This window comes from Pseudofrankia asymbiotica (genome assembly GCF_001983105.1).
Taxonomy (GTDB): domain Bacteria; phylum Actinomycetota; class Actinomycetes; order Frankiales; family Frankiaceae; genus Pseudofrankia; species Pseudofrankia asymbiotica.
This window is the reverse complement of record NZ_MOMC01000017.1, coordinates 113,768-126,174: the sequence shown is the minus strand read 5'-3', so window position 1 is coordinate 126,174 and position 12,407 is coordinate 113,768. Positions and strand designations below refer to the sequence as shown.

The following is a 12,407-nucleotide window of genomic DNA, read 5'->3' as shown; positions in this document are numbered from 1 at the left end:
CCAGGGCCCATCGAGCCGCAGGAGTTCCCATGGCCCCCGCCCCGAGCCACGACCCGCGCATCCCGCCGCTCGTCGCCGCCGCGTTCCTGGCCGCCGTCCTGGCGCTCGGCGGTTGGCCTCGCCCCGCCACCGCGAGCCAGGTCGCCGTGTCCCGGCCAGCGGCCGTGGCCGAGCGGCTCGCCGCGGCGCCTCGGCTGACCAGCGTCCCCGGCGGCACTCCCCCGGGCTCCGGCCTCATCCCACCGGGGCGAGCGGTGCCGGYCGAGCCGTCCAGCTGGCGGGCGCCGCTGGACGGTCCGCTGACGGTCGCCCGGCCATTCCAGCCCCCGGCCACCCCCTACGGCGCCGGGCACCGCGGCATCGACCTGCGCGGGCGAGCCGGAGCGACGGTGCGGGCGGCCGGGGACGGGGTCGTGAGCTACGCGGGCGTCCTCGCGGGACGAGGCGTCGTCACGGTGATCCACGGCGAACTGCGGACCACGTACGAGCCGCTGGACGTCCTCGTCAGCGTGGGCCAGCGGGTGACCGCCGGGACGCCACTCGGCCGGCTGACCACGGGCCACGCCGGCTGTTCTCAGGACGCATGCCTGCACTGGGGTCTGCTGCGCGGCGCCGCTTACCTCAGCCCGCTTGCGCTGCTGCTCCCCGACCCGCCCCGGCTGCTCCCCGTGCCCCACCCGATCCTCGTCGCCGGTCTCGGGGCGGGAACCGGCTGACGGTCAACGGCCGAGAAGGGGTCGCTGTCGCGCCGCGCGAGGCCCCTGGGCGGATCAGGCGCGCGGATGGGCCTGCTGGAAGGCGGCACGCAGCCGCTCTGGGGTGACATGGGTATAGATCTGGGTGGTCGCGAGGCTGGCGTGGCCGAGCAGTTCCTGCACCGAGCGCAGGTCCGCGCCGCCGTTGAGCAGGTGGGTGGCCGCCGAGTGGCGCAGCCCGTGCGGGGTCACGCCATCCGGGCCGCCGGTCGCGGCGAGCCGGGCGGCCAGGATCCGTCGCACCGACCTGGGGTCCAGCCGGCCGCCACGGGCCCCGAGCAGCAGGGCACTGGCGGACCCGGCCGGGGTTCCTGAGGTGCTCGGGATATTTGGGCCTCCGGAGCCCTTTGCCGGATCGGCCATGCCAGGCCGGGACGCCCGCGAGGACGTTCGGACGAGCTCGGGCCGGCCGGAACGCAACCAGCCCGCGAGCGCGCGGGCCGCCGGAAGGCCATAAGGAACGGCGCGTTGCCGGTCGCCCTTGCCAGTGACCCTCAGCAGGCGCCGCTCATGGTCGACATCGTCGAGGTCGAGTCCGCACAGCTCCGACACGCGCACGCCGGTGGCGTAGAGCAGTTCGAGCACCGCGTCGTCGCGCATCCGCAGCGCACCAGCCAACGGACCCCCCGGATCGCCGACCTCCCGGCCGCCGGCCGGTGGGCCGCTGTCGCTGTCCCGCGTCTCAGAACCGGCCCCGTCCGCCGACGGGGAGGCACCCGGCGGCGACCCGTGGAGCAGGGTGCGTGCCTGCTCCACGGTGAGCACTCGTGGGATCCGCCTCGGCGCGCGCACGCCGGCCAGCCGGGCCGCGACATCCTCCGGCAGATGGCCGCGCCGCGCCGCGAACGCGGAGAACGCCCGCGCGACCGACGCCCGGCGCGCGACGGTGGCCGGCGCGGCGCCGTCCGCGCGCAGACTCGCGAGCCAGCCCCGCAGCACGGCCAGGTCGAGCGCTGTGAGCTCCGGCCTTCCCAGCCTGATGGCATGCGCCCGCAGGCTCGCGAGATCCGCCCGGTAAGCGCGCACGGTCTGCGGTGACCGGTTCAGCTCCCCGACCAGGTGGTCCACGAAGGCGGCCACCGCCCGGTCCCAGCCGGGTTCCCCAGCACCACCCGGTCCAGAAGCCTCCGTCGGTCGCATGCCGCCACTTCATCACCTCACAKCGGTCACGTCACGCCAGCTTGATCACGCGTCCGGCACCCAGCCGCCGTACACGCCTTCGCCTACCCCTCCGCCCATCGACGACAGTCGTGCGGCACGGCGACAGCCGTCAGACGGCCGGTCGGACTGTCTCGGGGTCAGGCTGCACGGCGGAGGAAGAGGCGGCCAGGGTCTGGCTGGGAGTCGAGGAGGGACGCGAGGCCGCGGCCGCGAGGTGTCCGACAGGGGCTACGTCGTGGCCCTCGTCCGCGTCACAGCGCCAGATCACCTCGTCGGCCGGGTCCCGGGCTTCGGCGCGAAGCGTCGTGCCGTGCCGTGGGCAGTGCGGCCAGGCATGCCAGAGGATCTCCCCGAAGCACTCCTGCACGCCCAGGGCGACGGCGAGGACGGCCTCGTCCCCCTCGGCGCCGAGGGGCAACGGCCCGGCGCCCGCCGGCCAGAACCGTCCGTCCGGCAGCGCCACGAAGAACCCCTGCTCGGTGCCGACCAGCTGGAACCGGCCACTCCCCGCGACGGCGAGTCCGGTGGCCTCGCCCAGGCTGTCGCCATCCAGGTCGACGCCATCGGTCCCGTCGTCGTCGGTGCCGATGGCGGGACCGCCACCCGGATGGCTGTCGAGGTCGCGCTGGACAAGCCGCAGGGCGGCGCGCAGTCCGGCGAGCTGACTGTTCGGGGTCATGGGTTTACCTCCCGCATCGGGAACAAGGCGTCATCGTCCGCATCGGCGTCGGGCGTGCCGACGTGGGACGTGCCGGTCGGGGCCGAGCCAGCCGGGTCGGATGCCGTGGGGCGGCGCTGGGCCGGCCAGGGCCGGGTCGGTCGGGGCTCGTCCGGACCGCGTCCGAGCGCGGTCAGCCGGTAGCCGTCCGGCGTGGACTCGACGAGTCCTTCCAGCTCGAGCGGGCCGAGCATGGCGAGCACCTCGTTGGCCTCCCGGCCGATTCGCCGCGCCAGCACCGCGACGCCGGCGACGCGGCGCGTCGGCATCGCCTCCAGCAGGGCACGCACCGCCGCGGGCAGATCGTCGCGTGGGCTGGTGGGGGCGCCCGCGGGGCCGCCGGCGAGACCAACCGGCCCGATCTCCTCCTCGACGTCGCGCGCGTCGGTGACCAGCGCACAGTCCTCGCGGTGGTCACGCAGCAGCCGATGGCAGCCGGCCGACATCGCGCTCGTCACCGGGCCGGGCACGACCATGAGCCCGCGGCCCAGCCGGCGGGCATGCCGCGCGGTGCTGAGCGCACCGCTGCGCACACCCGCCTCGACCAACACGGTGCCTCTGGTGAGCGCGGCTATGAGCCGGTTGCGGATCAGGAAACGCCGGCGCAGCGGCGGGCTGCCCAGCGGCACCTCGCTGACCAGCAGCCCGTGGGCACGGATCTCGTCCAGCAGTCGCGCGTGCGCGGCCGGGTAGGGGATGTCGACGCCGCACGCGAGCACAGCCGCCGTCATTCCGCCGCCGGCGAGAGCGCCGCGGTGCGCGGCGGCGTCGATCCCGAACGCCGCGCCCGAGACGACCATCCAGTCCCGTTCGACGAGCGCGCATGCCAGCTCGCTCGCGACGTGCTGCCCGTAGGCGGTCGCCGCCCGGCTGCCTACCACCGCGACGCCGCGCTGGTCGCCCTCCGTGAGAACCTTCCGCGCGGCGCCAGCTTCGCCCAGGACCCACAGCGCGAGCGGCGTGCCGTACTCCGGCTCGCCCCGCTCCGCCGCCCTGCCGAGGCTCTCAAGGCCCGAGGGCCAGCCCGGGTCACCGGGACAGATCAGCCATCCACCGAGCTGACGCAGCCGGTCCAGGTCATGGCGCGGCTCGATGTCCGGATGCTCGGCGCGGATCTGGGCCCAGGCCTCGGCGGGGCCGACGGTGCGCAGCAGAACCGCCAGACTCGCGTTGCCGTACCCGACGAGATGCGAGAGTGCCGCCCGCGCGAGCCGGTCCGCCGAGTCCTCGCCGTCCAGAGCGCCGCCGGGGCCCGGGCCAACCAGTCCAGTCCGCCCGGTGGGAACGGATGACGCGTTCATGCTTCCCGCCCGGGGATGCGCAGGCTCAACGCGAGGCCGAGCTCGGTCCCGCCAGGCCGGTCCAGGCCGCGCAGGTCGGCCAGCGTCCAGGCGACCCGCAGCACCCGGTCGAGACCGCGGGCGGTGAGCGACCCGGTCTCGTAGGCCCGGTCGGCGGCGAACGTGACCGACGGCGACAGCGGCCAGAGACGCCGCAATGTCGCGCCGGGTACCTCCGCGTTGGTCCGCCACGGCATGCCGTGCAACCGCGCGGCCATGGCTGCCCGCGCCTGGGCGACCCGCTCGGCGACCAGCGCGCTGGACTCGGCCGAGCCGACGTCGGCCCGCAACTCGGCCCGGCTGGGCGATCCGAGCTCCACCTGCAGGTCGATCCGGTCGAGCAGAGGGCCGGACAGCCGCGCCTGGTAGCGGCGCCGGACCATGCTGGGGCACTCGCAGGCGTTCTCGCCCCTGACGCCGGCCTTGGCACACGGGCACGGGTTGGCCGCCAGCACGAGCAGGAACCGGGCGGGGAACCGGGTGGTCATCCGCGCCCTGGCGATCTCGATCATGCCGCTTTCCAACGGCTGCCGCAGCGCGTCGAGCGCGGTCCTCCCGAACTCGGGAGCCTCGTCCAGAAACAGCACGCCCCGGTGTGCCTGACAGGCGAGCCCTGGGCGGATCACGGTGGTGCCGGCGCCGACCAGCGCCGCCGGCGTCGCGCTGTGGTGCGGGCTGCGGTACGGCGGGCGGCTGACCAGCGGCGTGTCGGAGGGCAGGACGCCGGCCACCGAGTGCACGGCCGTCACCTCGATGGCCGCCTCGAGGTCCAGGTCGGGCAGAAGCCCTGGGAGCCGTTCGGCCAGCATCGTCTTGCCGCCGCCCGGCGGCCCCTGCATGTACAGGTGATGGCCGCCGGCCGCGGCGACCTCGACCGCGAGCCGGCCGCGGCTCTGCCCGGCGACGTCGGCGAGGTCGAGATCCGTCTCGTCCGGCCGCGCGCGGCCGGGGTTCCCGCCGAATCCGGGGTTCCCGCCGGATCGACGGAGCTTGCGTACGGGGTCCCTGCCGGATCGGCGAAGCCGATCTGGGAGGTCGTGATCCCGGAGGTCCGCAAGCCGATCCGGGAGGCCCGCCAGGAGGCTCGCGGTTCCGCCCACCGTGGCCGGAGCCGGCTCGGGCTCGTACTGACCGCGCAGCAGGCCGATCGCGCTGCGCAGGTCAGGGACCGGCTCGACCTCGGCGCCGGGCACGAGCGCCGCCTCGGCGGCATTGCGCGCCGGGACGACCACCCTGCTCACGCCCGCGTCCACGGCGGCCAGCACCGCCGGCAGCACGCCGCGCACCGGGCGCAGCCGCCCGTCCAGCGCGAGCTCGCCGAGCATCACCCGTCGGCGGGGGTCGGGCAACGGGACGACACCCGCGGCGGCGAGGATCGCGAGTGCCACCGCCAGGTCGAAGGAGCTGCCTGACTTCGGCAGCGTCGCCGGGAACAGCCCGACGGTGATCCGCTCGTCAGGCCATTTCTGCCCGGAGTTGAGGACCGCGGCGCGGACTCTGTCGCGGGCCTCGGCCAGTGCCGCGTCGGGCAGCCCGATCAGCGCGAGGCCGGGCAGGCCGCCGGACAGGTGTGCCTCCACCTCCACCAGGTGGCCCTCGACGCCGACGACCGCGACGGCGAGGGTCCGAGCCAGGGCCATCAGAAGGCCCCGCGCCGGTGCTCGACGCGCATCGCCTCGGGCTCGCCCGGTATCGGGTCACGGCTGACCGCCAGCAGGTCGAATCGCACCGGGCCGCGCACGCGCGGGTGCTCCGCGAGCCAGCGCACGGCCAGCAGGCGCACCCGGGCGGCCTTGCGGCCCACGACGGCCTCCGCCGGCGTGCCGAACCGCGTCCCGGAGCGCGTCTTGACCTCGCAGAACACCAGCGTGCCCGCCTCGCGGGCGACGATGTCCAGCTCGCCCTCGCGGCACCGCCAGTTCCGGTCGAGGATCTCGGCGCCGCCCTTGACGAGGTGGCGCGCGGCCAGCTCCTCACCGAACCGACCGAGCACGTCCTTGGCCCGGTGGCTCGTTCTTGGCCTGGATGTCACTGCCGGACCCCCGCCGTCCGCCGGCCGTCCACGACCGGCTTCACCGAGCGGCGTCGCCCTGGCTGTCGCCAGAACGGTGGGCCACCCACGGCGGCTGCTGCCGCCAGCGGGATCAGCGTGCGAGCCCGGCGGCACCGCGTCGAGGCCGCTCGACGCTCCTGTGGACAACGGTCCGCCGTCCACAGGGGTGGCGGGAGAACGGGTCAGGCGGTTGGGCTCCCGCCGGCGACGGCCCAACCGAACCCGGCGCGCGGCGCGAGACAGCAGCCGCACAGAGCCGTCATGTCAGGCCGGGCGCGACGAGAGACCGTGAGTACGGAATCCGACCTCCGCGCTACAGCTCCGCCTTCGTGAGCTCCTCGACGTTGACGTCCTTGAACGTGACAACACGGACGTTCTTCACGAAACGCGCTGGGCGGAACATGTCCCACACCCAGGCGTCMCGCAGCGTCAACTCGAAGAAGACCTCCCCGTCCGAGGTGTTCCGGACGTCGATCTTGTACTCGTTGGCGAGGTAGAAGCGGCGCTCGGTCTCGATGACGTACGAGAAGAGCCCGACCACGTCCCGATACTCCCGATAGAGCTGCAGCTCCATCTCGGTCTCGTACTTCTCGAGGTCCTCGGCGCTCATACGGTCTCCGTGTCCTGCCGGYCGGCCACTGCCACGGTCTCCTCCAGCCGCACCGATCGAAAGTCCCCACCCTGCGCGACCAGGGACTGGACATTGACATACGACAGGCGGTGCTCCTCGCACGGCCCGTGCAGCGCCAGGGCCGCGGTGTGCGCGGCGGTGACGTATCCCTTGTGCTGCGCGAAATCGTACTCGCCATAGCGCTCGTGCAGCTGGCACATGATCCGGTCCCGAGTGACCTTGGCGATCACGGAGGCGGCCGCGACACAGCCCGCGACCCGGTCGCCCTTGCGCACCGCGAGCGACGGCGCGTCGATCCCCGGCACCGGGAACCCGTCGACGAGCACATATCCCGGCCGCACCGCGAGGCGCGCCACGGCGCGACGCATCCCGGCGATGTTCATGACGTGTAACCCGTACCGATCGACGTCGGCCGCGGGGATCACGACCACGGACCACGCCGACGCAACGGCCACCACGTCGTCATAGACGCGCTCCCTGACCCGCTCGGTCAGCAGCTTGGAGTCGGCGAGGGCGCTGAGGCGCCCGGTCCTGCGTGGATCAAGGATGACGGCCGCCACCACCAGCGGACCGGCGCAGGCGCCACGGCCCGCCTCGTCGACACCGGCCACCGGGCCAAGACCGCGACGCGCGAGCGCTCGCTCGTAGCCGAACAGACCGCTGTCGCGCCGGATGACGACGCCTGGAGGCCTCATCGCGAACGCCGCCACCGCGCCCGACGTCGTCCGTCGCGGCACGAGGCCCGCCCGCGGCCTCGCCCGCGGCCCGGCGGCAGTCCTCGTCGGCCGCCGCCGGCATGAACGGCGAGTGCGAGCACGCCGATGAGAGGCACCGAAGCGGGCGTTCCGACCGGCAGCGACGCATCTCCCCGGATATCGGGAGCGGAGGCACCCGTGACGGGACGCGCCGAGCTGGCCGCCGGAATGCCATGGAAGGTACCGGGAACGGTGAGGAAACCGAACCGGTTGAGCGGCCAGACACGCACGAAGGCGCGGCCGACGACGGCACTGGTCGGGATCGTCCCGTTCGCGCGCGAGTCCGACGAGGCGCCGCGGTGATCGCCCATCACCCACAGCCGGCCATCGGGCACCTTCACCGGAGCGAAGGGCTGGAAGTCGTTCTCGAAGACATACGGCTCGTCGAGCGCCTTGCCGTTGACCATGATCCGGCCGTCGCTGTCGCAGCAGCTCACGGTGTCGCCGCCGACGCCGATGACCCGTTTGATGAAGTCCTTGTCGCTGGGCGCGCCCAGACCGAGCAGGTTCTGGGTGCCGCGGACGAACCGGCTGAACCCGTTGCTCGGCGGGGCGATCACCGACTCGTGGCTCTGGAAACCGGTCCCGTCCCCGTTGAACACGACGATGTCGCCGCGGTGGACGTCGCGGAAGTGGTAGACGACCTTGTTCACCAGCACCCGGTCGTTGATGAGCAGCGTCCGCTCCATCGACTCCGACGGGATCCAGAAGGCCTGCACGAGCAGCGCCTTGATGAGCAGCGCCAGCACGAAGGCGATGAGCACGAGAACAGGCAGCTCGCGCAGGAACGAGCCGCGGCCGTCCTCGCGCTCGCCGCGCCCGCGACGCGCCCGCCCGCCCGCCCGTACCCGTCGGCCCAGACGAGTCGTGGGCCTGGCGGACTCATCGGGCTCGTCGGCGTCGCGGCCGCTCTCGACGTCAGCGTCAGCCTCAGCGTCAGTGGCCGCCGGCTCGAGGCCGTCGTCGTCCCAGGCACCGTGGTCCGCGGCCGGGTGGCCCGCGGCCGGCGAGGGCCCGCGCGCGGGCCGTGACCCGCTGGCCGGCGACCATCCGGAGCCCAGGCCGGCCCCAGCAGGCAACGCGCCTCCGATGTCGGCCGGGTCCGGAGTGCCCTGCTCGGACGAGCTCACTACGCCACCTCACGTTGTGATCCTCGGCGGGGCCGGGACCCCGGCGCCGCGCCAGGCGGGCCCGTGACCACACGATGTCGACCAGCCGGGGTCTTCGAGTTCCCGAGCGCGGCAGCCGTTGTCCTCGGCTGCCGGCGCCCGGTCACGACCCGTCTATCTTCGTCCATCCACCCGGAGCACGCCCGCGCGCACCCATCTCCGCCACGCCGAGCATGGGCGGATGTTGTTCGGAATCGTCCGGTCCTGGAGCAGGTGACGTGGTCCAGGACCTGGGTGCGACAGAGCACCGGCGTCCGGGCCGGCGCGGGGCATCCGGGCGGGAGACGTCCCGCGCCCGGGATCCGCTCGCGGAAGGCGCTGGCCGGACACCTTCCGCGCGTCCACCTCTACTCGCGCGTCCACCTCTACTCAGGCCGCGCGCTCAACCCAGGCCGCGCGCTCAGCGCTGCCCGCCCTGGGTTCCACCCGGACAGGTGACGGGACCCGGCCGGATCGGTGGAGTCCGAGTCCCTGCCGGATTGGCGAAGCCAATCCGGCAGGTCAACGGTCTGGAGGTCAGGCTCGACGCCCGCCGGCGGGCTTGTGGCGAAACGCTCCGCGTTTCGCGACAGCGAGCCTTACCGCTTTTCCTTGATCTTGGCGGCCTTGCCGCGCAGGTCGCGCAGGTAGTACAGCTTGGCCCGGCGGACGTCGCCGCGGGTCACGATCTCGATCTTCGAGACGATCGGGCTGTGCACCGGGAAGGTGCGCTCCACGCCGACGCCGAAGCTGACCTTGCGGACGGTGAACGTCTCCCGCAGTCCATCGCCCTGCCGGCGGACCACGGCGCCCTGGAAGACCTGGATGCGCTGGCGGCTTCCCTCGACCACGCGCACGTGGACCTTGAGGGTGTCCCCCGGCCGGAACTCGGGCACGTCGGTCCTCAGCGACTCGGCGTCGAGGCTGTCCAGGGTTTGCATAGCAGTCGCTTCCTCAGTGGTGGCAGTTGGTCCTAGGCATCGCTTGGTCCGTGGTGACACCGGTCGGTGCCGACCGGCGGGCCCGACGCCGGGCCAGGAGCTGGCCCGGACCTCTCAGATCGGCTTCGCCGACCCGGGAGGAACGCCGAGGGTCCTCGCGGCGAGCCGCGCCCGAGGCGGCGAACTCGTCACGATCATCAAGGCCGGGCACCGACTGGGCCGGAACCTGGCGCGCTGTGTCGAGCACGCGTCAGATCGTCGGCGCCGAGACCTGGCCGAGCCGGCCACGGACCGGCGGACACTGCATCCTACTGTGCCACACGACCGGCCCGACGCATCGCGGCGGGCCACCACGATCACTCGGTCCGCGAGGCCTCGGTGCCGGGGGCGGTGTCATGTGGGGCGGCGTCGACCGCCGTTCGGGGAGGTTTGTCCGGTTCGGCCGGCTCCGCGCCGGCGCCGCCCACGCCGGCCACGCCGCCCACGCCGGCTGGCGGACGCGGCTCCTCCGCCAGAGCCCGGGCGACGACCAGCCGGTCACGGTCGCCGAGCTCGAGCGACGTGAGCAGATCCGGGCGGCGCTGGGCGGTCCGGCGCAACGCCTGTTCACGCCGCCACCGCGCGATCGCGCCGTGGTCGCCGGAAAGCAGCACATCCGGGACCCGATGCCCCGCCCACTCGGGCGGGCGGGTGTAGACCGGCCCCTCGAGCAACCCGTGCGCGAACGAGTCGTCCGTGACCGATTCGGCGTTGCCGACGGCGCCCGGCAGGAGCCGGGTGATCGCCTCGAGCATGACGAGCGTCGCGACCTCTCCGCCGGAGAGCACATAGTCGCCGATGGAGACCTCGTCATCGGCCCAGGCATCGACGATGCGCGCGTCGATGCCCTCGTATCTGCCGCAGCAGAAGACCAGCCAGGGCTCGGCGGCCAGCTCGGCCGCGTAGGCCTGGGTGAAGGGACGCCCGGCCGGAGTCGGGACGATCACACGCGGCCGCGGCGCGGGCCCGCCCGAGCCGGCGACCGCGCGCAGCGCCGCGTCCCACGGCTCGGGGCGCATGACCATGCCTGGCCCGCCGCCGTAGGGCGTGTCGTCGACGGTCCGGTGCCGGTCGGTCGCCCAGTCCCGCAGATCGCGGGTGTGGATCTCCACCACGCCGCGATCACGAGCCTTGCCGAGCAGCGAGAGACGCAGGGGGTCCAGGTAGGCCGGGAAGATCGTCAGCACGTCCACCCGCATGCCGGGTGTCCCTCCTTCCCACCAGTGACCGGGCCGAAGGAGGACTGTGAGGATGCTCTTCCTTCACGCCTCCGGAGGGCGTCGAACCACGCGGAGAGCCCGCGGCTACGCGGTGCCCCGGCCACGCCGGGGAGCCCCGGCCACGCGGCCTAGCCTCAGCCGAGATCCAGCAGGCCAGGCGGGGCGTCCACGACAATCCGGCCGCCGGCCCGGTCGACGGTGGGGACGATCTCGTGGACGAACGGCACGAGATGCTCGCCGCCGCCAGGCTTGCCGATCGCCAGCAGCTCGCCGGCCGCGGTGTGCACGATGTCGGTCACCTCGCCGAGCGGGCTCCCGTCCGGCGCGACGGCCCGCAGGCCGACCAGGTCACGGTCCCACCAGAACTCGCCGTCATCGTCCGGCTCGTCCGGGTCCGCCGCGTCGCCCGCCTGATCCGCGTCGATCGTGAGCACAGTCCCACGCAGTGCCTCGGCCGCGGTTCGGTCGGCCACCCCCTCGAAGCGCAGGAGCAGCCGCCCGGAGTGCCAGCGCGACTCGGCGATCACCAGGTCCGGCCCATCACTGGACCGGTCCAGCCGGGCGCCAACGGCGAACCGCCGCTCGGGCACGTCGGTCCGGACGTCGATGGTCACGTCGCCGCGGACACCGTGCGCCTTCCCGATCCGTCCCACGACGATCGCGTCACCCATGGCCGGCCCACAGGCCTACCCGCGCTGGCCGAAGCGTCTTCCCCGCCGGCCCGCCCATGCGGATCCGGACCTCCCGGCGGGCCTCCCAGGCCGCTGACCCGCCAGCTCGCCGACCCGGCAGGAGCCCGGTCGCCGGTCTGGGAGGAGCCACGAGGGATCGCCCGCGGTGAGCAAGGCTCACCGCCCACCTCACCGGTCGACGTCGACGACGTCGACACGCAGCCCGCGGCCGCCGACGCCGGTCATGACGGTACGCAACGCCTTGGCGGTCCGGCCACGCCGACCGATCACTTTCCCGAGATCCTCGGGATGCACCCGAACCTCCAGGGTGCGGCCGCGTCGGTTCGACAGCAGGTCCACTCGGACGTCCTCCGGGTGGTCGACGATCCCTCGAACGAGATGTTCGAGCGCCGATTCGAGCACCTACTGCCCCGCGGCCGGCGTCTCGTCGCCTTCGGCGGCGGGCTTGCTCTTCTTCTTCGGCGTGGTGGCCGGCTTCTCCTCGAGACCGGCGGCCTCGCGCGCCGCGGCCTGGAAGACCTCGCGCCGGTCGGCCTTGGGGGCCGCGACCTTCATCGGCTCGGGCGCCGGCAGGCCCTTGAACTTCTGCCAGTCACCGGTGACCTTGAGCAGGACGAGCACCGGGTCGGTCGGCTGCGCGCCGACAGACAGCCAGTGGGCGGCCCGCTCGCCGTCCACGATGATGGTGCTGGGGTCGTCCTTCGGGTGGTACTGGCCGATGGCCTCGATGACCCGGCCGTCCCGCTTGGTGCGGGCGTCGGCGACGACAATGCGGTAGTGCGGCTCGCGCATCTTGCCGGTGCGCTGCAGCTTGATCTTGGTTGCCACGGTTGTTGAGAAGCTCCATTGCTTGAGGGCCACGCGGAGACGCGGCGCCGGGGTGGGGGGACGGTCCTCCCCCGAAGTCTGCGTACTGGCCCGGCCAGCCCGTCACGTCGACGCTGACGGGCGTGG

Annotated in this window: 14 protein-coding genes; 1 reads left to right on the top strand and 13 read right to left on the bottom strand. The window is 73.7% G+C overall.

Features of this window, described 5'->3' with window-relative positions; all coding sequences use genetic code 11:
• Positions 1–29: 29 nt before the first annotated feature.
• Positions 30–716: a murein hydrolase activator EnvC family protein gene (locus tag BL253_RS10355; RefSeq protein WP_076815843.1), complete on the top strand. Its 687-nt coding sequence runs from the start codon at positions 30–32 to the stop codon at positions 714–716.
• Positions 717–770: 54 nt separating this feature from the next.
• Here BL253_RS10355 and BL253_RS10350 read toward each other — a convergent pair whose 3' ends face one another.
• From BL253_RS10350 to rpsP, 13 genes are all read right to left on the bottom strand, one after another.
• The gene (locus BL253_RS10350; protein ID WP_076815842.1) at positions 771–1,835 is read right to left on the bottom strand and encodes a tyrosine recombinase XerC; all 1,065 of its coding nucleotides are present in this window, start codon (positions 1,833–1,835) and stop codon (positions 771–773) included.
• A gap of 190 nt (positions 1,836–2,025) precedes the next feature.
• The gene (locus tag BL253_RS10345; RefSeq protein ID WP_076815840.1) at positions 2,026–2,595 is read right to left on the bottom strand and encodes a hypothetical protein; all 570 of its coding nucleotides are present in this window, start codon (positions 2,593–2,595) and stop codon (positions 2,026–2,028) included.
• Positions 2,592–3,935, bottom strand: coding sequence for a DNA-processing protein DprA (dprA, locus tag BL253_RS10340; RefSeq protein WP_081438192.1), 1,344 nt, complete (start codon positions 3,933–3,935; stop codon positions 2,592–2,594). The genes BL253_RS10345 and dprA overlap by 4 nt, the downstream gene beginning before the upstream one ends.
• Complete coding sequence (locus BL253_RS10335; protein WP_076815838.1) at positions 3,932–5,614, bottom strand: YifB family Mg chelatase-like AAA ATPase; 1,683 nt, start codon at positions 5,612–5,614, stop codon at positions 3,932–3,934. Before BL253_RS10335 ends, dprA begins: the two co-directional genes overlap by 4 nt.
• Positions 5,614–6,006: a YraN family protein gene (locus tag BL253_RS10330; protein WP_076815836.1), complete on the bottom strand. Its 393-nt coding sequence runs from the start codon at positions 6,004–6,006 to the stop codon at positions 5,614–5,616. Before BL253_RS10330 ends, BL253_RS10335 begins: the two co-directional genes overlap by 1 nt.
• A gap of 334 nt (positions 6,007–6,340) precedes the next feature.
• Positions 6,341–6,637, bottom strand: a complete 297-nt coding sequence (locus tag BL253_RS10325; protein ID WP_007516692.1) for a DUF2469 domain-containing protein — start codon at positions 6,635–6,637, stop codon at positions 6,341–6,343.
• Positions 6,634–7,353: a ribonuclease HII gene (locus tag BL253_RS10320; RefSeq protein ID WP_076815993.1), complete on the bottom strand. Its 720-nt coding sequence runs from the start codon at positions 7,351–7,353 to the stop codon at positions 6,634–6,636. The genes BL253_RS10325 and BL253_RS10320 overlap by 4 nt, the downstream gene beginning before the upstream one ends.
• Complete coding sequence (lepB, locus tag BL253_RS10315; protein WP_076815834.1) at positions 7,350–8,543, bottom strand: signal peptidase I; 1,194 nt, start codon at positions 8,541–8,543, stop codon at positions 7,350–7,352. Before lepB ends, BL253_RS10320 begins: the two co-directional genes overlap by 4 nt.
• Before the next feature lie 617 nt (positions 8,544–9,160).
• The gene (gene rplS / locus BL253_RS10310; protein ID WP_076815832.1) at positions 9,161–9,502 is read right to left on the bottom strand and encodes a 50S ribosomal protein L19; all 342 of its coding nucleotides are present in this window, start codon (positions 9,500–9,502) and stop codon (positions 9,161–9,163) included.
• Between the two features lie 356 nt (positions 9,503–9,858).
• The gene (gene trmD / locus BL253_RS10305; RefSeq protein ID WP_241834682.1) at positions 9,859–10,740 is read right to left on the bottom strand and encodes a tRNA (guanosine(37)-N1)-methyltransferase TrmD; all 882 of its coding nucleotides are present in this window, start codon (positions 10,738–10,740) and stop codon (positions 9,859–9,861) included.
• Between the two features lie 155 nt (positions 10,741–10,895).
• A complete protein-coding gene (rimM, locus tag BL253_RS10300) occupies positions 10,896–11,432 on the bottom strand; it encodes a ribosome maturation factor RimM (protein ID WP_076815830.1) in 537 nt (178 codons plus the stop codon).
• A gap of 189 nt (positions 11,433–11,621) precedes the next feature.
• Positions 11,622–11,855, bottom strand: a complete 234-nt coding sequence (locus BL253_RS10295) for an RNA-binding protein (protein ID WP_076815828.1) — start codon at positions 11,853–11,855, stop codon at positions 11,622–11,624.
• Complete coding sequence (gene rpsP / locus BL253_RS10290; RefSeq protein WP_076815826.1) at positions 11,856–12,281, bottom strand: 30S ribosomal protein S16; 426 nt, start codon at positions 12,279–12,281, stop codon at positions 11,856–11,858. It abuts the gene before it with no gap.
• Positions 12,282–12,407: the final 126 nt, after the last annotated feature.